The sequence below is a fragment of the Zhihengliuella salsuginis genome, assembly GCF_014651715.1.
Taxonomy (GTDB): Bacteria; Actinomycetota; Actinomycetes; order Actinomycetales; family Micrococcaceae; genus Zhihengliuella; species Zhihengliuella salsuginis.
Map to the genome: position 1 here is coordinate 182,945 of NZ_BMXK01000003.1, position 20,741 is coordinate 203,685.

The window sequence follows — 20,741 nt, forward strand, 5'->3', positions numbered from 1 at the left end:
GGAGGTCAGAGCATGCGCCTGGGAGTTCTGGACATCGGATCCAACACGGTCCACCTGTTGCTGGTGGACGCCTACCCGGGCGCGCGCCCCGTGGCGTTCGCGTCGCACAAGCGGCCGCTCTCTCTCGTGAGGTACCTCGACGAGGGCGGCGCCATCAACGAGGTCGGGCAGCGCGAGCTGCTCGACTTCGTGACGGAGGCCAGCGAGTTCGCCGTCAAGCACCAGGCGGTGGACATGCTGGCGTTCTGCACGTCGGCCATCCGCGAGGCCGCCAACGGGGAAGCCGTCCTCGACCGCGTCGAAACGGAGACCGGGGTCCACCTGACCGAGCTGACGGGCGAGCAGGAAGCCGGCATGACCTACTACGCCGTGCGGCGCTGGTTCGGGTGGCAGGCCAACCACATCCTCGACCTGGACATCGGCGGCGGCTCGTTCGAGATGGCCGTCGGTACGGACGAGTTCCCGCGCTCTGCCCGCTCGGTGCCGCTGGGCGCCGGCCGGCTGACCCGGGACTGGCTGCCGGAGGATCCGCCGGCGATCTCCGCCATCCGGGATCTGCGCGCCCACGTCCGCGAGGTGCTGGCCGAGCCGGTGGCCCAGCTGCGCGAGCACGGGAAGCCGGACCTCGTCGCCGGCACGTCGAAGACCTTCCGTTCGCTCGCCCGGGTGACGGGCGCTGCCCCGTCGGGCGACGGCCCGTACGTCAAGCGCGTGCTGCGCCGGGAGGACCTGAAACTCTGGATGAACCGGCTGGCCGCGATGACGCACGAGCAGCGCGCGGAGCTTCCGGGCGTCTCCACGATCAGGGCCCCGCAACTGCTCGCCGGTGCGATCGTCGCCCACGAGGCGATGGCCGCGTTCAAGGTGAAGTCCCTCAAGATCTGCCCCTGGGCACTGCGCGAGGGGCTGATTCTGCGAAGATTCGACCATCTTCTGCTGGACAGTCCGGCACCCTACGGCGATACGGTAGGGGTGGGACACGTGGAACTGCTCAAGCAGCAGCGACGCGAGCCCAGCATCTCCTCGTCGGCGGCGACTCCGCTCGACGCCGGCCGGGGAGACGTGGACAAGTTGACCGCCTCCGACGGGAGCTCCGCATGACTGCCGTACCGCCAGTGGTTCTCTCCAGTGCATCCGTCTACCCGTTGAACGTGCACGACGCGTTCGCCGTGTCCCACGACCTCGGGTACGACGGGGTCGAGGTCATGGTCACCGGCAACCGGATCTCGCAGGACGGGCGCCAGCTGCTGTCCCTCGTCGAACGGTACGACCAGCCGATCCACGCCATCCACGCGCCGACCCTGCTGCTGACCCAGCAGGTCTGGGGTTCGGCCTGGAACAAGATGGAGCGCAGCGCGGAACTCGCCCGCGAGGTCGGGTGCGACGTCGTCGTCGCGCATCCTCCCTTCCGCTGGCAGGGGACCTACGCGACCGGCTTCGCCGAGGGCGTGAAGCGCATCTTCGAGGAGACCGGCGTGCGGATCGCCGTCGAGAACATGTACCCGTGGCGGGCGCGAGGCCGCGAGGCCAAGATGTACCTGCCGCACTGGGACCCGGTGCCGCAGCCCTACGACTTCGTGACATGGGACTTCTCCCACGCCGCGATTGCCGAAATGGACTCGCACCAGGCCTTCAAGGACCTGGGGGAGCGCCTCTCCCACGTGCACCTGTGCGACGGGCAGAACAACGGCAAGGACGAGCACCTCGTGCCCGGGCGCGGGACCCAGCCGGTCACCGAGGCGATGCACCACCTGCGGGACACGAAGTGGCAGGGGGTCGTCGCCGTCGAGGTGGCCACCCGCAAGGCCAAGGGGGCCGGCAGCCGCGAGGAATGGCTGGCGGAGACCCTGGACTTCGCCCGCGCGCACCTGGCCCCGGAGGCCGAGACCTCGGGCGTCCCGGGTGAGAAGCAGGCCGAAGCCCGGTAGCGGCCGCAGCGCCGTCGCGCACGGCGTCACCGTCGGGGTCCGGCTGGGATTCGCTGCTGTTCGTTGGCACAATGGCCGGATGGCCGACAATACGACTGCACAGAATTCGACCGCTGACCTGAACCTCGCCTTCCTCGGCACCGGATCCATGAACGGTGCCATCATGCGGGGCATCATCGCCTCCGGGCACGCGCCGGAGCGCATCACCGCGACCGTCCGGACCCCCTCCAAGGCCGTCGCCCTCGCCGACGAGACCGGCGTGAACGCCATCGCCACCGAGGACGACGAGAACGCCAACCTGACCGCCGTGGCCGAGGCCGACGTCGTGTTCCTCGGCGTGAAGCCGGTGGGCATCCTGGACCTCTGCCGCGAGATCGCGGGTGCCCTCAAGCCGGCGGCCGCCGTCGTCTCCGTGGCCGCGGGCATCACCGTCGCCGCCATGGAAGCGGCTCTGCGCGACGGGCAGCCGGTGGTCCGCTCCATGCCGAACACCCCGCTGACCGTGGGCCTGGGCGCCGTGGGCGTGGCCGCGGGCACCAGCATCGACGAGTCGACCCTGGACAGCGTGGTGAAGCTCTACGAGGGCGCCGGCGTCGTCAAGGTCGTCGCGGAGGACCAGATCGAGGCGGTCACGGCCGTCTCCGGGTCCGGGCCCGCGTACATCTTCTACATGGCCGAGGCCATGGCCGCCGCCGGCGAGAAGCTCGGGCTCGATGCCGGCACCGCCCGCGAGCTGGCAGCAGCCACCGTCGCGGGGGCCGGCCGCATGCTCGCTGAGCCGGGCGCGGATGCGGCCCAGCTCCGCCGCAACGTCACCAGCCCGAAGGGCACGACGGCGGCGGCTCTGGACAGCTTCGCCGCGTCGGGCCTGGAGGAGATGGTCCTGAAGGCCGAGACGGCCTGCGTCGAGCGCTCCCGCGAGCTCACGCGCGACCTCAGCAGCTGATCAGACCGCCGGAACGCCGTCCGGGTGCGCCCGGCCGGCGGCCCGGCGTCGGGCGCACCGATGCGGCGCTGCGGAGAGCCGCTACGGGCGCGCGGCGAAGCGCTCCAGCAGGTCGACGTGCCCCGAGACGATCAGGACGTCGCGCCGGGAGACCTTGGTGTCCGGCTGCGCGTAGGTGAAGTCCTCGCCGGGGCTCTTGACGCCGACGATCGTGACGCCGTACTTCGAGCGGACCTGGGACTCGCCGAGAGTGAACCCCTGGGTCTCCTTCGGCGGGTACATCTTCACGATCGCGAAGCCGTCGTCGAACTCGATGAAGTCCAGCATTCGGCCGCCGACGAGGTGGGCGGCGCGGACGCCGGCGTCGGCCTCCGGGTAGACCACGTGGTTCGCGCCGATGCGGGTGAGGATCTTGCCGTGGGCCGGCGTGATGGCCTTGACCCAGACGTGCTCGATGCCGAGGTCGACCAGGTTCACCGTGATCAGCACCGAGGACTCGATCGACGTGCCGACCCCGACGACGGCGGCGCTGAAGTCCTGCGCGCCGAGCTGGCGGAGCGCGTCGATGTCGGTCGCGTCGGCCTCGACGACGTGGGTCAGCACGCCGGCGAACTTCTGCACCAGGGAGGAGTTGCGCTCGATGGCGAGGACCTCGCGCCCCTGCTTGACGAGCTGCTCGGCCACGGCCGAGCCGAAGCGGCCCAGCCCGATGACGAGGACCGGTGCGTTGTGGTCGGTGCGGTTCTCAGCCAATGATCGGCCTCTCCTCGGGGTAGTGGAAGCGCATCTCGCGCTGGCGGGTGGACAACGCCGCGGCCAGAGTAATGGTACCCACACGGCCGGCGAACATCAGGGCGACGAGCACGTACTTGCCCGCCGGCGGGAGCTCCGCGCTCAGCCCCACGGAGAGGCCGCACGTCGCGAAGGCCGAGATGCTCTCGAAGAGCACCCGGTCGAGTGGTTCGTCGGTGAGCCAGAGCAGCAGCGCGCAGCCGAGCGCGACGAGCGTCGCGCCGAGCACGACGACGGACAGCGCCACGCGCATGGCGCCGTCCGGGATGCGCCGGCCGAAGGTGCGGATGTCCGAATCGCCGCGCGCCTCGGCGGCCATGGCCAGGAAGAGGACGGCGATCGTGGTCACCTTGATGCCGCCGGCGGTGGAGACGGAGCCGCCGCCGGCGAACATGAGCGCATCGGTGATGAGCATGGTCGAGGCGTGCATCTCGTTCTGGTCGATCAGCGTGAACCCGCCGGAGCGGGTGTTGACCGAGGCGAAGAACGAGTGCAGGACCTTGTCCCAGAACCCTAGGTCGGCCATCGTCGCCTTGTTGTTCCACTCGAGCCCGCCGAGGACGACGGCGCCCACGAGGGTCAGGAGCAGGCTCACCACCACGGTCAGCTTGGCGTGCAGCGACCACTTGGAGAAGCGGTGGCGCAGGGACAGGAGGACCATCAGGACGGGGAAGCCGAGGCTGCCGACGAACACGCCGACCATGACGGGCACGACGACGAACGGGTTGCTCTCGTAGCCGGCGAGCCCGTCGGGGTGGGAGACGAAGCCGCCGTTGTTGAACGAGGAGACGGCGTAGAACGAGCCGTGGAAGAGGGCCTCGCCGAGGTCGTGGTCGTCGAAGTAGAAGGCCGGGATCAGCAGGACGGCCAGCGCCAGCTGGATGACCGTCGTCGTGGTGATGATGATCCGCAGCAGGGTGCCGACCTCGCCCAGGCGGCCGCTGGACTCCGCGGCCATGGCCTGCTGGGTGAGCAGCTTCCCGCGCAGGCCGAGCCGGCGGGAGACGGCCAGGGCCAGGATCGACGCCAGCGTGATGACCCCGAGGCCGCCGACGAACATGGCCACCATGATGACGGAGAGGCCGAACTGGGACCAGTGCTCGCCGGAGTTGACGGTGGTCAGGCCCGTCACGGTGACGGCCGAAGCGGCGGTGAAGAGGGCGTCGTGGATCGGTGTGACGATGTTCCTCGACGAGGACGCCGGGAGCGAGAGCAGCCCGGTGAAGAGCAGGATCACCAGGAACAGCGCGGACAGGAAGAGGCGCGACGGCGAATTGGACGCGATCGAATCCACGGCGTCGCGGAGCCGGCTCAGGGTGCGCACGGGCCACGAAACGGTCGACGTGGGCGGCGGTGCGGGCATGCCCCCACCTTAGTCCACGCCCGCGGCGCGCCGCCGGTCCGCAATGCGCGCACCGGGGCGCCGGGTGTCGGGGAGCCGGGCAAAGTTTCGATAGCCTGACCGTGTGACGAGAATCAACGAACCCGCCCCGGCGAAAACGACGGTGACGTGGTGCGAGGACATGATGGAGTACCGCTTCGGCGAGACCCACCCCATGGACCCGCGGCGCCTCGACCTGACGGTCCGGCTCGCGGAGGCACTCGACGTCCTCGGCCGGGAGCAGATCACGGTGGTCGAGCCGCACGTCGCGACCGACGAGCAGCTGCGCACGGTACACGACGCCGACTACATCGAGGCGGTCAAGGCCGTCAGCGCCGACCCGTCGACTCCCGACCCGGAGCGAGGGCTCGGGACCGAGGACAATCCGGCCTACGCCGGCATGCATACCGCGAGCGCCCGGCTGGCGGGAGGTTCGGTGCTCGCCGCGGAGGCGGTCCTGGACGGGAGCGCGCTGCACGCCGTGAACTTCGCCGGCGGCATGCACCACGCCGGACGCGGCAGGGCCGGCGGCTTCTGCATCTACAACGACGCCGCGATCGCGATCCGCCGCCTGCTCGACGGGGGAGTGCGGCGCGTCCTCTACATCGACGTCGACGCCCACCACGGCGACGGCGTCCAGCAGATCTTCTGGGACGACGACCGGGTGCTCACGGTCTCGCTGCACGAATCCGGGATCTCCCTCTTCCCCGGGACCGGGTTCCCGAACGAGATCGGCGCCGCGGAGGCCGAGGGGCGCGCGGTGAACGTCGCGCTGCCGATGGGCACGGGCGACTCCGGGTGGCTGCGGGCCTTCCACGCGGTCGTTCCGCAACTGGCCGCGGCCTTCGAGCCCGAGGTCATCGTCAGCCAGCACGGCTGCGACGGCCACGGCCAGGACGACCTGACGAATCTCATGCTCAGCGTCGACGGGCAGCGCCAGAACATGCTGGACATCGCGGAGCTCGCCGCCCGGCACACCGAGGGGCGCTGGGTGTCGCTCGGCGGCGGCGGGTACAACATCACCCACGTCGTCCCGCGGGCGTGGACGCACCTGCTGGCGATCGCATCGGGGCAGCCGGTGCCCCTCCGGACCGAGATTCCCGAGCCCTGGCGCGAGCATGTCCGGGAGCGATTCGGCGTCGACGCGCCGCGGCTGATGGGTGATGACGCGGACACCTGGTGGCGGTCGTGGGAGGTCGGATACGACCCGGCGGACGCGGTCGACCGGGCGATCGTCGCCACGCGCAAAGAGGTGTTCCCGCTCTACGGCCTGGATCCCTGGTTCGACTGAGGCCGGCGCGGGCGCGTCGAAATGTTGCGCCCTTAAAATGCCGCTCTGCGTATATGCGGATATGGTGATGGACATGGTGTACGAGTCAGTTTTCCCCGTCCTCGCCGAACCCACCCGCCGCCGCATCCTGGAGGAGCTGGCTGATGGCGACCTCGCCGTGGGCCAGCTCGTCGAGAAGCTCGGCGTGAGCCAGCCGACGGTCTCCAAGCACTTGAAGGTCCTGCGCGACGCCGAACTCGTCTCGACGCGGGCCGAGGGCCAGCGCCGCTACTACCGCCTGGAGCCCGAGGATCTGGCCGCCGCCTCCGCGTGGTTCGCCCCCTTCATCGCCCATGCCGCGCCGGAACCCGTGGCGGCCCCGCCGGCAGCCCAGCGGCCGGGGGCGCCGTCGCGGCCCGGGGCCCGGCCCCAGCGCGAGGTCCCCGCCGGCGACCGGTCGGCTGCCGCCGTCGTGCCCGCTGTCCCGGCGGCTGACGACGAGCACGGGTCGAAGGAGTTCGGCCGGTCCGTGAACGCCACCGTCGAGCAGGTGGCCGACCGCGCCCAGCTTCTCCTGGGGCGGCTGCCGAAGCCGAAGTTCGGACGCCGCCGCTGACGCCGGACGGAGCGAATGTGACGGGACCGGTTTGACGGCCGGTCCCGTCCGTGTAATCTGAACCGCATGAACACTCGTTGGTATGCGTATTTTGCGTCGGCTCTGGAGGGGCCTGCGGCTAACTAGCGCATCCAACTTTCCTTCAGAGCCGAGAGGACCCGGGCAGTCGCCCGAGGTCCTTTTCTCATTCCTCAGGCTCTGCTGGCGACGCGGCAGGGCCGTCCACACCGAAAGGCCCACCATGACCGCCACCGAACACGGCACCGCAGCGAACCCGTCCCACTCGACCAACAATGTGCGGGTCTCGGAGTTCTCCCCGCTGCCGACCCCGGGAGAGATCCTGGCCGAGCTGCCGGCCGGCGACGTCCTCGAGTACCGGATCGAGCGGGCCCGCCAGGAGATCCGCGCGATCCTCGACGGCGTCGACCGCCGCCTGCTCGTGGTCGTCGGACCGTGCTCGATCCACGACGTGGAGGCCGGCCGCGAGTACGCCGCACGGCTCGCCGGGCTCGCCGAGAAGCACCGCGAGCACCTGCTGATCGTCATGCGCACCTACTTCGAGAAGCCGCGCACGACCGTGGGGTGGAAGGGCCTGATCAACGACCCGGAGCTCGACGGGTCCCACAACATCCCGGCGGGATTGCGCGCGGCCCGCCAATTCCTCCTCGACGTCGGCGCTCTGGGCCTGCCGACGGCCACGGAGTTCCTCGAGCCGATCAGCCCGCAGTACGTCGCCGACCTCGTCTCGTGGGGCGCGATCGGCGCCCGCACCACCGAGAGTCAGATCCACCGCCAGCTCGTCTCCGGGCTGTCGATGCCGGTCGGATTCAAGAACGGGACCGACGGCGGCGTCCAGGTCGCGATCGACGCCTCCCAGGCCTCGTCCGCGCCGCAGGCGTTCCTCGGCATCGACGACGACGGCCGGGCCTCCCTCGTCGCGACCCGCGGGAACAAGGACGCGCACCTGATCCTGCGCGGCGGCTCGGGCGGGCCGAACTACTCGGCGGACGCCGTGGGCGCCGCGTCGGCGAAGATGGCAGCCGCCGGGCAGAACCCGCGCGTCGTCGTGGACGCCTCGCACGCGAACTCGGGCAAGGACCACGAGCGGCAGGCCCTCGTCCTCGACGAACTGGCCGAGCGCATCGGAGCCGGGGATTCCGAGATCGCCGGCATCATGGCGGAGAGCTTCCTCGAGCCGGGCGCCCAGAAGTACACGCCGGGCCAGGACGATCCGGCGGACCTCGTCAGGGGCCGGTCGATCACCGACAAGTGCATGGGCTGGGACGTGACCCAGGAGGCGCTGGCCCGGCTCGCGGACGCCGTCGCGCAGGGCCGGTAGGCCCTCACCGGAGGCGGCGTGCGGCGGATTCACAGTCGGCCGGGGTTTCACTTTCTCCCCACGGGCCACTATCGTTACTCTACGAGGCGGCATGGGCTCACGTGGCCCTGCGCTCCGATGACCACGAGATGGCCGCACGCCGCGACGAGCGGATGTGCACGGGGCGAGACGAACGCAGGCAGGAGAGATGTGACAATGGCGGAAGGTCAGAACTTCGCAGACGCTCGCTTCATGACGGTGGCGGAGGTCGCCGACGTCATGCGCGTCTCCAAGATGACCGTGTACCGTCTGGTGCACTCCGCAGAACTGCCTGCCGTCCGCTTCGGCCGCTCCTACCGGGTTCCCGAGACCGCGGTGGAGGAATACCTGCGCAAGGCTCGTATCGACGGGACCTCTGCCACCGCCTGAGGGCCTTCCGGTCGTCCCGGGAACCGGTGTGTCCGCGAGGACCGCTTTAAGCAGGTAATCTGTTAAGGAACGTTTAACGTCCGTTGGTTGCGCTCGTGTGCCTGCGGCCGGAATGCAATCAAGTGATAAGTGAGGAATCAATGGGCTCTGTTATCAAGAAGCGCCGCAAGCGTATGGCCAAGAAGAAGCACCGCAAGCTGCTTCGCAAGACCCGTCACCAGCGTCGCAACAAGAAGTAGCGGCGCGCGGCTGACGCCGCTTGTGCTTCCCGCGGGGTGCGTACCGAACGGTACGCACCCCGCGGGCGTTTAAGCACGACGACGGCGCGCCGGCTACGTCCTGCGGCCGGTGAGGCGGCCGACGGTGCGCCAGGCGCCGTAGGCGGCCCCGGAGGCCGTGAGCGCCTTGAGGCCCCAGATGGCGGCCCGCCGGCCGGCGCGGTAGTCGTAGATCGGCCAGTTCTGCTCCATGGCGTGCCGGCGCAGCCTGGCATCCGGGTTGATGGCCACGGGGTGGCCGACGGCCTCGAGCAGGGGGACGTCGTTCGACGAGTCGCTGTAGGCCCAGCAGCTCCCCAGGTCGAGCCCCGTCTGCGCGGCCAGGCGGCGCACCGCCGCGGCCTTCGCCGGCCCGTGCAGGATGTCGCCGACCAGCCGGCCGGTGTAGACGTCGTCGACCTTCTCGACCTCGGTGCCGAGGGCGCCGGTCAGCCCGAGTCGTGCGGCCATGACCTCGGCCACCTCCGTCGGGGTGGCCGTGACGAGCCAGACCTGGCGGCCGGAGCGCAGGTGCTGCTCCGCGAGGGCGCGGGTCCCGGGCCAGATGCGTGATGAGATGAACTCGTCGTAGACCTCGTCCCCGATCTCCTTCATGAGGGAGGCCGGCACGCCGCGGGCGATGCTCAGTGCGGAGTCCCTGACGGAGTGGATGTCGCCCAGCGTCTCGCCGCGCAGGGTGAAGAAGAACTGCTTGAGCGCGAAGGAGGACGCCTGCCGGAGGCTGAACAGGCGGCGCCGGTAGGTGTTCCGCGCCACCGCGAAGAGGCTCGCGCCGCGCATCATCGTGTTGTCGACGTCGAAGAAGGCCGCCGCGGAACCTCCGGCGCCGGGAGCGGGAACGGGGACGGCGGCACCGCGACTCGGCTGGGGCATGCCTCCAGTTTAGGGGAACGTCCGCAGCGCCGCGCTCTCCGGCGGTGAGTCGGCCCACAGGCTCACGTCGTGTTCGTGACTCGCGAGGGTCTCGAAACACGGCGGACACCGGCGGGGCGATACATTGGAGGCATGCATTCGGCTGACGGCGCACCCCGCGTGGAACTCATCACGCGCCAGGGGTGCCACCTGTGCGAGGATGCCCGGAAGACCGTGGCCGACGTCGTGGCCCGGCACGGGATGGCGTGGCGGGAGTTGAGCATCGACGACGATGAGCAGCTGCGCGCACGCTTCGCCGAGGAGGTCCCGGTCCTGATGATCGACGGTGTCCAGCGGGACTTCTGGGTGATCGATCCGGACCGTCTGGAAAGGCTGCTGAGCGCGTGAGACCTGCTGCAGAGACCGGCGCAGGCCGGCACGACGGCGGCGGCGCGCCCGACGCGGGTGCCGTCGCCCGGGGGCTCCCCGAAGCCACGCTGGAGAGGCTGACCGTCTACCTGCGCGTGCTGCACGTCGCCGAGGGCGAGGGCAAGGTCACGCTCTCCTCCGACGTGCTCGCCAACGCGGCCGGCGTGAATTCGGCGATCCTGCGCAAGGACCTCTCGCTGCTCGGCGGGAGCTTCGGCCGCCGCGGCGTCGGCTACGACGTCGCACGCCTCGCAGAGCACCTGGCGACCACCCTGGGGCTGCGGGAGCAGTGGCGTGTGGCCATCGTCGGCGCGGGAAACCTCGGCCGGGCCCTCGCCGGCTATGCGGGTCTGCGCAACAACGGGTTCGAGCTGACGGCGATCTTCGACATGGACCCGGACGTCATCGGGAACATCGTCAACGGGCTGGCCGTGCGCCCCGCGGAATCGCTCGAGGCCGCCATCGAGTCGGAGCACGTGAACATGGCCGTGATGACGCTGCCGGGCGCGTCCGCCCAGCAGATGTGCGACCGCCTCGTCGCGGCCGGCGTGCGGAACATCCTGAATTTCGCGCCCGTTGTCCTGCAAGCCCCGGACGGGGTCAACGTCCGCAAGGTCGACATGTCGCGCGAGCTGCAGATCCTCGCCTACTACGCCCACCAGGACATCGGGCACCAGGACGCCGTGCCGGCCGAGGACGTCGGCTCGTAGCGGCGGCAGCGCACGAGAAGGGGGCCGGTTCGGAAGAACCGGCCCCCTTCTCGGCTACTGACGGGATGTCACCGCCGCCAGCGCTTGGCCTCCTTCACGGCCCGGACGTAGGCCGAGGAGGGGGCCGTCCAGGCCATGACGATGCCGGCGATGCCCAGCAGGATCGTCACGACGCCCAGGATGTCGCCGCCGAACAGGCCGATCAGGGAGATCGCAGCCAGCACGGTGCCGGTGACGCGCGCGCCGTTGCTGCCGCGGCGGATGAAGAACGCGATCAGGGCGTAGAGCAGGACGCCGATGACGATGAAGACGAAGCCGAAGGTCTTGGCGGTCTGCGCGATCGTCTCCGTGCTCATGCCCGCCGCCGCGAGCTGCTCCTGCAGCATCGGGTCCGAGGCGTAGACCTCGTCCAGCACGCGCGTCAGCTCGTTGACCGGGGTGAGGAGCAGCATGATGCCCGAGAGCAGGGTCAGCGCGCCGGCGGCCATGATCAGGCCGAAGGAGATCATGATCTGCTTCGGGGGATTGCCGGGTGCCTGCGGCGGCTGCATGCCGCCTGCCGGCTGCGCGTAGCCGCCCGGCTGGCCGTACGGGGACGGCCGGCCGTAGCCGCCTTGTCCGCCCTGGGCCGGCCCGGCCTGGCCGTAGGCGCCCGGCGGGGGCGGCGGGTACTGTCCCGGGGTCTGCCCGTACGGCGACGGGTTGGACTCCGGCTGGCTCGGCTGCTGCGGATTCTGCCCCTGCGGCAGCCGGACGCCGTACTGCGGCGGCTCCTGGTGCTGCGGCGAGGGCTGGGATCCCTCCTGCGGGGAGGGGTCGTTGTTCTCTGGCCGGTCCTGGCTCATGGCACTCCTCTTCGATGGTCCTGATCTCAGCCTATCGGGAGTTCCCCACTGGAGACAGAGTGTCGGGCGGCGGTGGAGACGCGGAACGGCCCCGGCCGCGGCGACTGCCGCGGCCGGGGCCGTTCATGCTTCGGGCAGGTGCCCGCCGGATCGTCCGGTGATCAGGCCTCGGCCTTCACGAAGGAGAGGTCCAGGATGATGGTGATCTTGTCGCCGACCAGGACGCCGCCGGCCTCGAGGGCGGCGTTCCAGGTCAGGCCGAACTCCTTGCGGGAGATGACCGTGGTGGCCTCGAAGCCCGCACGGGTCAGTCCGAACGGGTCCACGGCGGTGCCCTGGAACTCGACGTCGAACTCGACGGGGAGGGTCGTGCCGCGGATGGTCAGGTCGCCGTGCAGCTTGAACTCGTTGCCTTCGCCGATCAGGTCCTTTCCGGCGAAGGTCATGGTCGGGTACTCCTCCACGTTGAAGAAGTCCTCGTTCTTCAGGTGCGCGTCGCGGTTGGCGTCGCGGGTGTCGACCGAGGCGGTCTGCACCACTGCGTCGAGCTTGGAGTCCTTGATGTTCTCGGCGACGGCGAGGGTGCCCTCGACGTCGCTGAAGCGGCCGCGAACCTTGCTGATGCCGGCGTGGCGGACCGAGAAGCCGATCTCCGAGTGCGAGTTGTCGATGTTCCAGGTGCCTGCGGTGAGCTCTGTCGTGAGGGCCATTTTTGTCTCCTGATGGGTAGATATGGATGTGTGCGGTGCTGACCGCGCATCCCGTGCGGAGCGTGGTCACCGGCATTCCTTGCGGGGCCGTTGATACCACCATAATACATGCTTTTGCATATATCTACCCCCTCGGGTCGAGTTTCCGGAGAATTCTCCGTGAACAGCTGCCGCTGGCGCGGATCGGACCCGCTCAGCGTGGGTGTTCGCTGGTGGCGAAAGGTGTGGAGACCCTGTTTTCTACAAAACGTCGAAGTCAAGCGGCGAGTCCGCCCGAGGGGGCGCCTGCGGTCCCCGAAAGCGCGCTGTGACTGGCGGCGGGCGTTTAGGAGAGCACAGGAAGCAGTGAGAGAATGAGGGCCATGGCTCACGCAACCGTTCACCTGACGCGCCACGGGGAAGTGCACAACCCGGACCGTGTCCTCTATGGCCGCCTGCCCGGATACCACCTCTCGGAGCTCGGGTACGAGATGGCCGACCGCCTGGCCGCGTACTTCGCCGCCCGGCGAGAGCAGGGGGCCAAGATCGTCTCCGTCGCCGCCTCGCCGCTGCTGCGGGCCCAGGAGACCGCCCGTCCGACCGCGCAGATGCTGGGCCTCGAGACCGGCGTCGAGCACCGCATCGTCGAGGCGGGCAACCGCTTCGAGGGCCTGTCGAACGTCAAGGAGCAGCTGCGCGATCCGCGCCTCTGGCCGCTGCTGGTCAACCCGTTCCGCCCGTCGTGGGGCGAGCCCTACCGTGACCAGGCGGACCGCGTCCTCGAGGCCGTCCGCGAGCACCGCGACCGCGCGGTCGAGGCCGCCGGCGACGGGGCGGAGGCCGTCCTCGTGGCCCACCAGCTGCCGATCTGGGTGACCCGGCTCGCCGCCGAGCAGCGCCCGCTCTGGCACGACCCGCGCAAGCGCGATTGCAGCCTGGCCTCCGTGACGAGCCTCGACTTCGACGGAGACGAGCTCGTCGCCGTCCGCTATGTCGAACCCTGCGCCGACCTGCTCGTGAACGCCGCGAACCTCCCCGGCGCCTGATCCTTCCCCCGACGTACTGCGAATCCGACTGAGATGCTCAACTCCCACCTGTCACCGTCAGCGAACGGCCGAAACGGCCGAAACGGCCTGAACCGCCGCAGCCTGCTGCGCTCGGCCGTCCTGCTGGCCGCCGCCGCGCCGCTGGCCGCGTGCGGGACCGCCAACGATCCGCTCTCCGACGGCGTCTCGAACCAGAACTACATCGCCGGCGACGGTTCCGTGGAGGTCTACGACGAGGCCGACCGCGGCGATCCCGTCGAGCTGACCGGGACGTTCTACAACGGCGAGGCACTGGACTCCGCCGCCTGGCCCGGCCAGGTCACCGTTCTGAACTTCTGGTACGCCGCATGCGCCCCTTGCCGCGTCGAGGCGCCGCACCTGGCCGCGCTCGCCAACGCGTTCGAGGACCGGGGCGTCTCGTTCTACGGCGTCAACGTCCGCGACCAGAAGGCCACTGCCGAGGCGTTCGAGCGCACCTACGAGATCCCGTACCCGTCAGCCCCCGACACCGACGGGTCGATCCTGCTCTCCCTCACGAAGTACGTGAACCCGCAGGCCGTCCCCACCACGCTCGTGCTCGACGCCGAGGGGCGGGTCGCGGCCCGCATCCTGGGTGTGGCGGAGGAGAGCACGCTGCGCGCGCTCATCGAGGACCGCCTCAGCGAGGGCGCGTGAATCCCTTCGCGGAGATCGTCATGGACGGGTCCATGCTGCTGGCGCTGCCGGTGGCGGTCCTCGCCGGTCTCGTCTCCTTCTTGTCGCCGTGCGTGCTCCCGCTCGTCCCCGGCTACCTCGGCTACGTCACCGGCCTGACCGGCGCGGACCTGGCCGAGCAGAAACGCGGCCGCATGGTCGCCGGGATCGGGCTGTTCGTGCTCGGCTTCACGGCTGTCTTCATGCTCGCCGGCGTCCTCTTCGCCCAGATCAGCATCTGGATGCGGTTCCAGGGCGCGTGGGTCACCCAGGTGCTCGGCGTCGTCGTGATCATCCTGGGCTTCGTCTTCATGGGTGGCATGAGCATGTTCCAGCGCACCCGGAAACTGGGCTACCGTCCGCCCGCCGGGCTGTGGGGCGCTCCCGTGCTCGGGTTCGTGTTCGGACTCGGCTGGGCGCCGTGCATCGGCCCGACCCTCGCCGCGGTCCTCGCGATCAGCTCGGGTGCCAACCCGGACATCGGCAAGGGCGCGCTGCTGACGTTCGCGTACTGCGTCGGTCTGGGGCTCCCGTTCATCCTGATCGCGCTCGGGATGCGCCGCGGCATGGGGGCGCTCGCGTTCTTCCGCCGGCACAAGCGCGCGGTGTCGATGTTCGGCGGGTCCATGCTGATCGTGCTGGGCCTCGTCATGGCCACCGGCCTGTGGGGCGCGTGGGTCGCCGAACTCCAGAACTGGTTCGCCAACGAGGTGAGGTTGCCGATCTGATGGCTGCTGAAGACAACGTACGAGAAGATCGCGCCAACGAGGCGCAGGGTGCCGGGCCGGACAAGCCCGGCCGGAACGCCCGGCGGCAGGACGTGACCGCTCCGGCGCTCGGGTTCACCGGCATGATCCGCTGGGCGTGGACCCAGCTGACGACCATGCGCACGGCGCTGTTCCTGCTCATGCTGCTCGCGGTCGCCGCGGTGCCTGGGTCGCTGTTCCCGCAGCGGGCCGCCAACGACGCCGCGGTCACCGCCTACCTGGAGAACAACCCGACCGCCGGCGAGTGGCTCGACCGCTTCCAGATGTTCGACGTGTACTCGTCGATCTGGTTCTCCGCGGTCTACCTGCTGCTGTTCATCTCCCTCATCGGCTGCATCCTGCCGCGGACGAAGAAGCACGCCCAGGCGATGCGCACCCCGCCGCCGCGCACGCCGGCGCGCCTGTCGCGCCTGCCCGAGCACGGCACGCTCAGACTCGGCGCCGCGGGCGGCGGGGGGCACGACGACGGCGGCGCGCCGTCGTCGTACGAGGCCCGGAACAGCGCGATGCGCCGCGCCGCGGCCGTGCTGAAGAAGCGCGGCTACCGGGTCCAGGAGCGGCCGGCCGGCGAGGGCGGGGCCGTCGCCTCGGTGGGCGCGGAGCGCGGCTACCTGCGCGAGGTCGGCAATCTCGTCTTCCACATCTCGCTGGTCGGCATCCTGGCCTCGGTCGCCGTCGGCGGCGCGTTCGGCTACAACGGCCAGCGGATCCTCGTGGAGGAGGAGTCGTTCGTGAACACGATGGTCTCCTACGACTCGTTCAGCTCCGGCACGGCCTTCACCCCGGAGCTGCTGCATCCTTTCTCGGTGGTCCTCGACGACTTCGAGGTGACCTACGACCGGGACACGACGAGCTCGTTCGGCCAGCAGATCGACTTCGAGGCCTCCGTCACCACGCGGGAACCGGGGGAGGCACCGCAGGAGCAGACCCTGAAGGTCAACCACCCGCTGCGCATCGGCGGCGCCTCCGTCTACCTCGTCGGCAACGGCTACGCGCCCGTGGTGACGGTCCGCGACGGCAACGGAGACGTCGCGTTCCGCGGGCCGATGCCGGCGGTGCCGCAGGACTCCGTCTTCACCTCGCTCATGGTGCTCAAGGTCCCGGATGCGCAGCCCGAGCAGCTCGGATTCGTCGGCCTGTTCCTGCCGACCGCCGGCGAGGCCAACGGTGTGGGCATCTCCCTCGACCCGTCCCCGGCCCTGCCGCAGCTGCAGCTGAACTCGTACACCGGCGACCTCGGGCTCGACGACGGCACCCCGCAGAACGTCTACGTGCTCGACACGGACGAGATGACCGAGCTGAACAGCCGCAACCTCGACGCCGGCGGCCTCGTCATCAACCCCGGAGAGACGGTGGACCTGCCCGCGGGCAAGGGGTCCATCTCCTTCGACGGGCTGCAGCGGTTCGCCGGCCTCGACATCCAGTACGATCCGTCGAAGGCCCCCGTGCTGGTCTTCGCCACGCTCGCCCTCGGCGGACTGGCGGTCTCGCTGTTCACACCCCGCCGCCGCGTCTGGGTCAAGGTGTCCGACGCCGAGGACGACGAGGCGGCCGGGCCTACGATGGAATACGGGCTGCTGGCCCGCGGTGAGGACCCGAGACTCTCGCACGAGGCCACCGAAATCCGCCGCCAACTCTCGGCCGCCGCGGCCGAGCACCGTCCGGGCACGCCCGGCGAGGACCAGGAGTAGCAGATGTTGCCAGTCATCAATGAGGAACTCGGCGCGTACAGCGACATGTTCATGCTGTTGGCCGCGTTCGCGTACGCGGTCGCCCTGATCGTCTTCGCCTGGGATCTGGCGAAGTCGAACTCGACGATCCGCGCGATCGAGGAGGACGTGCTGCGCACCGAGGCGAAGGAGTTCGCAACCGTCGGCGCCCCGGACTCCAACCCGTACGCATCGACCGGGGGAGCGCAGCCGCCGAGGCAGCTGGTCGACGACTCCATGGACTACACGGCGGCCTCGGGCACGCGCGGCATCGCGCGCATCGCCGTCGTGCTGACCTGGCTCGCAGCGGTGGTGCACACCGCCGCCGTCGTGACCCGGGCGCTCGCCGCGGGCCGCGTCCCGTGGGGCAACATGTACGAGTTCCTCTCCACCGGCGCGCTCCTGGTCGCGATCGTCTACCTGCTGGTGCTGCTGAAGAAGGACCTGCGGTTCATGGGGGTCTTCGTGACGCTGCTGGTCACGGTCATGCTGTGCGCGGCGACGATGGGCTTCCCGACGCCGGTCGGACACCTGGTGCCCGCGCTGCAGTCCTACTGGCTGATCATCCACGTCTCGATCGCCGTGCTCTCCTCGGCGCTGTTCACGATCACGTTCGTCGCGAGCGTCATGCAGCTGATGCAGCACCGCCGCCAGGCGAAGCTCGAGGCCGGCGGGCGGGACATCATGCCGTTCCTGCGCCTCGTGCCGAGCGCGGGCGCGCTGGAGAACCTCGCCTACCGCATCAACGCCGTCGCGTTCGTGACCTGGACGTTCACCGTCATGGCCGGCGCGATCTGGGCCGAGGCCGCATGGGGCCGCTACTGGGGCTGGGACCCCAAGGAGGTCTGGAGCTTCGTGATCTGGGTGGTCTACGCGGGCTACCTGCACGCGCGCGCCACCCGCGGCTGGACCGGCGTCCGCTCTGCCTGGCTGAGCATCGTCGGCTACGCGTGCCTGATCTTCAACTTCACGGTGGTGAACGTCTACTTCGACGGCCTGCACTCCTACGCCGGAGTCTAGGGACCCCGCACCACAACGGCGGGCCCCCGAGCGCATCTGCACTCGGGGGCCCGCCGTTTCTCGACTGCTGAACGCCGGCTGCTGCGGCGTTCAGTTGTTGCGGGGGTCCGTGGCGGGCCCGTTCGGCGCGGGGCCGGTGCCGTTTCCGCTGCCGTCGTCGGGCTCGTCGCCGTCATCCTTCTTGTTCTTGCCCTCGCGCTTCTTCAGCTCGTCCTCGCGCTTCTTGAACTCGGCCTCCTTGGCCTGCTGCTCGCGCTCCCACTCGATCCGGCGCAGGAAGGCGGCGTCGTCGTCGGGCGCCGACGAACGCGAGGACGAGCCCGGAGCCCGGAACTCCTCCGGCGCGCTGCCCGGGCGCGGGCGCCCGAGGAAGAACCAGAGCAGGGCGCCGATGAGCGGCAGGAGGATGATCGTGAGCACCCACGCCGGCTTCGAGATGCTGCGGACGGCGTGCGGGGGCGTCCGGAGGCAGTCCACCAGCGCGTAGATGATGACGAACAGCGCGACGATCGAAGCTGCGATTGCGAGGCGAATGACCATGCCCCCAGTTTAGTTGAGACGGGCAGTGGTTCGGACCGCCGCCACAGGCCGGACCGGTAGACTCGAGGGGTGCAGTTCTTGAAATTCACCCTCCTCCGCCTGGCCCTGTTCGCCGCCGTCTTCTCGCTCATCTACTGGGTGTTCGGCTGGAACCTGTGGATCGGCGCCGGGATCGGCCTCGTGTTCGCCTTCGCCATCAGCTACCTCTTCTTCAACGGCCTGCGCCTGTCGGCCTCGGAGGAGCTCGCGGCGCGGGTCTCCGGACGGGGCGCCAAGCGCAACAAGGTCGCCGACGAGGATGCCGCCGCGGAGGATGCGGCCGCCGAGGCCGCCGAACGCGACGAGCCGGAGCGGGGCGGGCGCGACTAGCTGTTGCGCAGCACCACGGTGATGACCATGCCCACGGCGAAGAGGGCCGCGTAGCCGAGGTTGATGGCACCGGTCTGCTTGAGGACCGGGACCAGGGCGCCGCGCGAGGCGCCCTCCCCGTGGCCCGAGCGCATCATCGTCAGCGACGGGGCGACGCACAGCGGCGCGACGAGCGCCACCAGCATGAGCCAGGGGTGCTCAGCGATCAGCAGCAGCGGGAGCAGCAGCGCCAGCGCCAGCATCAGGATGTAGGCGACGCGCGCCCACTCGTCGCCGAGGCGCACGGCGAGCGTCATCTTGCCCGCCTGGCGGTCGGTCGGGATGTCGCGGACGTTGTTGGCCATCAGCAGCGCCGAGGCGATCAGGCCCGTCGAGACCGCGCCGACCCAGGCCGGTCCGGTCAGCTGGAGCACCTGCGTGAACGTGGTGCCGAGCGTGGCGACCAGTCCGAAGAACAGGAAGACGAACACGTCGCCGAGCCCCTGGTAGCCGTAGGGGTTCTTCCCGCCGGTGTAGCCCCAGGCGGCGAAGATCGCGGCGACGCCGACCAGCAGGAGCGGCCAGGCCTGCGAGACGAACACCAGCGCCGCTCCGATGAGGGCGGCCAGTCCGAAGCAGGCGAATGCGGCGAGCTTCACGTGCTTCGGCGCGGCCACGCCTGAACCCGTCAGCCGCAGCGGGCCGACCCGCGCGTCGTCCGTGCCCCGGATCCCGTCGGAGTAGTCGTTGGAGTAGTTGACGCCGATCTGCAGGAGGAGTGCGACGGCGGCGGCCATCAGCGCGCGCACCCAGTGGAAGCTCTCGTCGACGTCGTAGGCCGCGGCCGTGCCGATGATGACGGGGGCCACCGCCATCGGCAGCGTGCGCAGCCGGGCGCCCTCAATCCACTGGCCAAGACTCGCCACGTCGTCTCCCTCGGGTAGAAATTTGTTGCGTCAGCGCCCCATTTTCCCTCCTCCGGGGCCCCGGGCGAAATCCGGGTGCCGGGCGAGGGGGTCAGAAGAGCGCGATGACGCCCTGGCGGTCGGGCTTGCCGGAGGCCAGCCGCGGCAGCAGGTCGACGCGACGCCACCGCTTCGGGACGGCGGGGGCGCCGAGCTCGTCGCGCACGCGCCGGCCGAGCTCGGCGGGGTCGGCCCCGCCCGTGTAGGCGCACGCGACGGCGGCGCCCCACTCCGCGTCCGGGACCCCGACGACCAGTGCGTCCCCGGTGTCCGGGGCGGCCTCGACGACGCGCTGGACCGCGGCCGCGGAGACCTTCACGCCGCCGGTGATGACGACGTCGTCGACCCGGCCCTCGACGTCGACCAGGCCGCCGTCGGTGTCGAAGGAGCCGACGTCGTCGGTGAGGAACCAGCGTTCCCCGGTCGTGTCGGTGCTGAAGTGGGTGTTCGTCAGCCCGGGGTCGCCGATGTACCCGGCGGCGACCATCGGCCCGCCGAGGGAGAGCCGGCCGTTCTCGGCGCGCACCTGCACGCCGGGCAGCGGGACGCCGTCGTACACGCAGCCGCCGCAGGTCTCGCTCATGCCGTAGGTCAGACGCACCTGGAGGCCGTGCTTCGCGGCCTCGGCGCGGACCGCGTCGGGGGTGCGGCCGCCGCCGACGAGGATCGCGTCGAACCGCTTGAGCACGGCGAGCGTCGCCTCGTCCGGGTCGGTCAGGAGGCGCTGGAGCTGGGTCGGAACCAGCGAGGTGAGGCGGACCCGGTCGGTCATCGCGGACGCGGCCGCGGTGAACGCGGCGGGGGTGAACGGCTGGTCGACGTCGAGCCCCACGGGTGCGGTGCCGGCGAACAGGCTGCGCGTGAGGACGGAGACGCCCGCGACGTAGTGCGTCGGGAGCGCGAGCAGCCACTGCCCGTCCGCGCGCAGGTGCATGGCCGTCGCCTCGGCCGAGGCGGCGAGCGCCTCAACGGTGAGCGCCGTGCGCTTCGGCGTCCCGCTGGACCCGGAGGTGCGGATGACGACGGCGGTGCCCTCGGGGCCGTCCTCCGGGTGCGCCACGAGAGGGTCCCCGGCGAGCCCGGAATCGACGGGTTCGACCGCCGGCCCCTCGTCGAGGGCGTCGGCCAGCTGGGAGTACAGGGACTGCAGGGGAGCGGAGAGCAAGAGGC

General features: G+C 70.4%; 24 protein-coding genes. 16 read left to right on the forward strand and 8 right to left on the reverse strand.

Features of this window, described 5'->3' with window-relative positions; translation table 11 throughout:
• The first annotated feature begins 12 nt into the window (after positions 1-12).
• From IE069_RS04430 to proC, 3 genes are all read left to right on the forward strand, one after another.
• Entirely contained in the window at positions 13-1,101 is a 1,089-nt protein-coding gene (locus tag IE069_RS04430) for a Ppx/GppA phosphatase family protein (protein WP_189348896.1), read from the forward strand.
• A complete protein-coding gene (locus tag IE069_RS04435) occupies positions 1,098-1,928 on the forward strand; it encodes a sugar phosphate isomerase/epimerase family protein (RefSeq protein WP_189348897.1) in 831 nt (276 codons plus the stop codon). Before IE069_RS04430 ends, IE069_RS04435 begins: the two co-directional genes overlap by 4 nt.
• A gap of 79 nt (positions 1,929-2,007) precedes the next feature.
• On the forward strand, positions 2,008-2,874 hold the full coding sequence (proC, locus tag IE069_RS04440) for a pyrroline-5-carboxylate reductase (protein ID WP_189348898.1): 867 nt from the start codon (positions 2,008-2,010) through the stop codon (positions 2,872-2,874).
• Between the two features lie 81 nt (positions 2,875-2,955).
• Here the strand turns inward: proC and IE069_RS04445 are convergent, their stop codons facing one another.
• Both IE069_RS04445 and IE069_RS04450 read right to left on the reverse strand, forming a co-directional pair.
• Positions 2,956-3,627, reverse strand: coding sequence for a potassium channel family protein (locus tag IE069_RS04445; protein WP_189348899.1), 672 nt, complete (start codon positions 3,625-3,627; stop codon positions 2,956-2,958).
• Positions 3,620-5,029: a TrkH family potassium uptake protein gene (locus IE069_RS04450; protein WP_189348900.1), complete on the reverse strand. Its 1,410-nt coding sequence runs from the start codon at positions 5,027-5,029 to the stop codon at positions 3,620-3,622. The genes IE069_RS04445 and IE069_RS04450 overlap by 8 nt, the downstream gene beginning before the upstream one ends.
• A gap of 160 nt (positions 5,030-5,189) precedes the next feature.
• Between IE069_RS04450 and IE069_RS04455 the strand changes: the two genes are divergently transcribed.
• From IE069_RS04455 to IE069_RS04475, 5 genes are all read left to right on the forward strand, one after another.
• Entirely contained in the window at positions 5,190-6,338 is a 1,149-nt protein-coding gene (locus tag IE069_RS04455) for an acetoin utilization protein AcuC (RefSeq protein WP_189349009.1), read from the forward strand.
• Positions 6,339-6,411: 73 nt separating this feature from the next.
• Entirely contained in the window at positions 6,412-6,933 is a 522-nt protein-coding gene (locus IE069_RS04460) for an ArsR/SmtB family transcription factor (RefSeq protein ID WP_189348901.1), read from the forward strand.
• A gap of 241 nt (positions 6,934-7,174) precedes the next feature.
• Positions 7,175-8,272 (forward strand): 3-deoxy-7-phosphoheptulonate synthase, encoded by a 1,098-nt coding sequence (locus IE069_RS04465; protein WP_189348902.1) that lies wholly within the window; start codon positions 7,175-7,177, stop codon positions 8,270-8,272.
• A gap of 195 nt (positions 8,273-8,467) precedes the next feature.
• Positions 8,468-8,680, forward strand: a complete 213-nt coding sequence (locus tag IE069_RS04470) for a helix-turn-helix domain-containing protein (RefSeq protein ID WP_102157341.1) — start codon at positions 8,468-8,470, stop codon at positions 8,678-8,680.
• Positions 8,681-8,820: 140 nt separating this feature from the next.
• On the forward strand, positions 8,821-8,919 hold the full coding sequence (locus IE069_RS04475; protein WP_003792170.1) for a 30S ribosomal protein bS22: 99 nt from the start codon (positions 8,821-8,823) through the stop codon (positions 8,917-8,919).
• A gap of 93 nt (positions 8,920-9,012) precedes the next feature.
• Here IE069_RS04475 and IE069_RS04480 read toward each other — a convergent pair whose 3' ends face one another.
• Complete coding sequence (locus IE069_RS04480) at positions 9,013-9,831, reverse strand: HAD family hydrolase (RefSeq protein ID WP_189348903.1); 819 nt, start codon at positions 9,829-9,831, stop codon at positions 9,013-9,015.
• A gap of 132 nt (positions 9,832-9,963) precedes the next feature.
• On the opposite strand from IE069_RS04480, the gene IE069_RS04485 reads away from it, so the two are divergent.
• Together IE069_RS04485 and IE069_RS04490 are read left to right on the forward strand one after the other, a co-directional pair.
• Complete coding sequence (locus IE069_RS04485) at positions 9,964-10,218, forward strand: glutaredoxin family protein (RefSeq protein WP_189348904.1); 255 nt, start codon at positions 9,964-9,966, stop codon at positions 10,216-10,218.
• On the forward strand, positions 10,215-10,949 hold the full coding sequence (locus IE069_RS04490; RefSeq protein WP_189348905.1) for a redox-sensing transcriptional repressor Rex: 735 nt from the start codon (positions 10,215-10,217) through the stop codon (positions 10,947-10,949). The genes IE069_RS04485 and IE069_RS04490 overlap by 4 nt, the downstream gene beginning before the upstream one ends.
• A 68-nt stretch (positions 10,950-11,017) precedes the next feature.
• Here IE069_RS04490 and IE069_RS04495 read toward each other — a convergent pair whose 3' ends face one another.
• Together IE069_RS04495 and IE069_RS04500 are read right to left on the reverse strand one after the other, a co-directional pair.
• Positions 11,018-11,794 carry a hypothetical protein gene (locus tag IE069_RS04495; protein ID WP_189348906.1) on the reverse strand — a complete coding sequence of 259 codons (777 nt, stop codon included), beginning with the start codon at positions 11,792-11,794 and terminating at the stop codon, positions 11,018-11,020.
• Between the two features lie 161 nt (positions 11,795-11,955).
• Entirely contained in the window at positions 11,956-12,504 is a 549-nt protein-coding gene (locus tag IE069_RS04500) for a YceI family protein (protein WP_189348907.1), read from the reverse strand.
• 362 nt (positions 12,505-12,866) lie between these two features.
• Between IE069_RS04500 and IE069_RS04505 the strand changes: the two genes are divergently transcribed.
• From IE069_RS04505 to ccsB, 5 genes are read left to right on the forward strand one after another with little or no spacing between them, the layout of a single operon-like run.
• The gene (locus IE069_RS04505; RefSeq protein WP_189348908.1) at positions 12,867-13,529 is read left to right on the forward strand and encodes a histidine phosphatase family protein; all 663 of its coding nucleotides are present in this window, start codon (positions 12,867-12,869) and stop codon (positions 13,527-13,529) included.
• Positions 13,530-13,562: 33 nt separating this feature from the next.
• Positions 13,563-14,204 (forward strand): TlpA family protein disulfide reductase, encoded by a 642-nt coding sequence (locus tag IE069_RS04510; RefSeq protein WP_189348909.1) that lies wholly within the window; start codon positions 13,563-13,565, stop codon positions 14,202-14,204.
• A gap of 20 nt (positions 14,205-14,224) precedes the next feature.
• The gene (locus IE069_RS04515; protein ID WP_189349010.1) at positions 14,225-14,950 is read left to right on the forward strand and encodes a cytochrome c biogenesis CcdA family protein; all 726 of its coding nucleotides are present in this window, start codon (positions 14,225-14,227) and stop codon (positions 14,948-14,950) included.
• On the forward strand, positions 14,950-16,680 hold the full coding sequence (resB, locus tag IE069_RS04520) for a cytochrome c biogenesis protein ResB (protein WP_189348910.1): 1,731 nt from the start codon (positions 14,950-14,952) through the stop codon (positions 16,678-16,680). Before IE069_RS04515 ends, resB begins: the two co-directional genes overlap by 1 nt.
• A 6-nt stretch (positions 16,681-16,686) precedes the next feature.
• A complete protein-coding gene (gene ccsB, locus IE069_RS04525; protein ID WP_189349011.1) occupies positions 16,687-17,718 on the forward strand; it encodes a c-type cytochrome biogenesis protein CcsB in 1,032 nt (343 codons plus the stop codon).
• Positions 17,719-17,808: 90 nt separating this feature from the next.
• On the opposite strand, the gene IE069_RS04530 is transcribed toward ccsB, so the two are convergent.
• Positions 17,809-18,258, reverse strand: coding sequence for a PLD nuclease N-terminal domain-containing protein (locus IE069_RS04530; protein ID WP_189348911.1), 450 nt, complete (start codon positions 18,256-18,258; stop codon positions 17,809-17,811).
• Between the two features lie 69 nt (positions 18,259-18,327).
• Here IE069_RS04530 and IE069_RS04535 point away from each other — a divergent pair, with 69 nt between their 5' ends.
• Positions 18,328-18,627, forward strand: a complete 300-nt coding sequence (locus tag IE069_RS04535; protein ID WP_189348912.1) for a DUF4229 domain-containing protein — start codon at positions 18,328-18,330, stop codon at positions 18,625-18,627.
• On the opposite strand, the gene IE069_RS04540 is transcribed toward IE069_RS04535, so the two are convergent.
• Positions 18,624-19,532: a 1,4-dihydroxy-2-naphthoate polyprenyltransferase gene (locus IE069_RS04540; RefSeq protein ID WP_189348913.1), complete on the reverse strand. Its 909-nt coding sequence runs from the start codon at positions 19,530-19,532 to the stop codon at positions 18,624-18,626. The two genes, IE069_RS04535 and IE069_RS04540, sit on opposite strands and share 4 nt — an antisense overlap.
• A gap of 91 nt (positions 19,533-19,623) precedes the next feature.
• Positions 19,624-20,736 carry an AMP-binding protein gene (locus IE069_RS04545; RefSeq protein ID WP_229790945.1) on the reverse strand — a complete coding sequence of 371 codons (1,113 nt, stop codon included), beginning with the start codon at positions 20,734-20,736 and terminating at the stop codon, positions 19,624-19,626.
• Between the last annotated feature and the right edge of the window lie 5 nt (positions 20,737-20,741).

Excerpts from the sequence above, each read along its gene's own strand:
- IE069_RS04460 (WP_189348901.1), top strand. The coding sequence starts at position 6,412 with ATGGTGTACGAGTCAGTTTTCCCCGTCCTCGCCGAACCCACCCGCCGC.
- IE069_RS04465 (WP_189348902.1), top strand. The coding sequence starts at position 7,175 with ATGACCGCCACCGAACACGGCACCGCAGCGAACCCGTCCCACTCGACC.
- IE069_RS04430 (WP_189348896.1), top strand. The coding sequence starts at position 13 with ATGCGCCTGGGAGTTCTGGACATCGGATCCAACACGGTCCACCTGTTG.
- IE069_RS04475 (WP_003792170.1), top strand. The coding sequence starts at position 8,821 with ATGGGCTCTGTTATCAAGAAGCGCCGCAAGCGTATGGCCAAGAAGAAG.
- resB (WP_189348910.1), top strand. The coding sequence starts at position 14,950 with ATGGCTGCTGAAGACAACGTACGAGAAGATCGCGCCAACGAGGCGCAG.
- IE069_RS04530 (WP_189348911.1), bottom strand. The coding sequence starts at position 18,258 with ATGGTCATTCGCCTCGCAATCGCAGCTTCGATCGTCGCGCTGTTCGTC.
- IE069_RS04505 (WP_189348908.1), top strand. The coding sequence starts at position 12,867 with ATGGCTCACGCAACCGTTCACCTGACGCGCCACGGGGAAGTGCACAAC.
- IE069_RS04470 (WP_102157341.1), top strand. The coding sequence starts at position 8,468 with ATGGCGGAAGGTCAGAACTTCGCAGACGCTCGCTTCATGACGGTGGCG.
- IE069_RS04510 (WP_189348909.1), top strand. The coding sequence starts at position 13,563 with ATGCTCAACTCCCACCTGTCACCGTCAGCGAACGGCCGAAACGGCCGA.
- IE069_RS04480 (WP_189348903.1), bottom strand. The coding sequence starts at position 9,831 with ATGCCCCAGCCGAGTCGCGGTGCCGCCGTCCCCGTTCCCGCTCCCGGC.
- IE069_RS04455 (WP_189349009.1), top strand. The coding sequence starts at position 5,190 with ATGATGGAGTACCGCTTCGGCGAGACCCACCCCATGGACCCGCGGCGC.
- IE069_RS04495 (WP_189348906.1), bottom strand. The coding sequence starts at position 11,794 with ATGAGCCAGGACCGGCCAGAGAACAACGACCCCTCCCCGCAGGAGGGA.
- IE069_RS04500 (WP_189348907.1), bottom strand. The coding sequence starts at position 12,504 with ATGGCCCTCACGACAGAGCTCACCGCAGGCACCTGGAACATCGACAAC.
- proC (WP_189348898.1), top strand. The coding sequence starts at position 2,008 with ATGGCCGACAATACGACTGCACAGAATTCGACCGCTGACCTGAACCTC.
- IE069_RS04450 (WP_189348900.1), bottom strand. The coding sequence starts at position 5,029 with ATGCCCGCACCGCCGCCCACGTCGACCGTTTCGTGGCCCGTGCGCACC.
- IE069_RS04485 (WP_189348904.1), top strand. The coding sequence starts at position 9,964 with ATGCATTCGGCTGACGGCGCACCCCGCGTGGAACTCATCACGCGCCAG.
- IE069_RS04515 (WP_189349010.1), top strand. The coding sequence starts at position 14,225 with ATGGACGGGTCCATGCTGCTGGCGCTGCCGGTGGCGGTCCTCGCCGGT.
- IE069_RS04435 (WP_189348897.1), top strand. The coding sequence starts at position 1,098 with ATGACTGCCGTACCGCCAGTGGTTCTCTCCAGTGCATCCGTCTACCCG.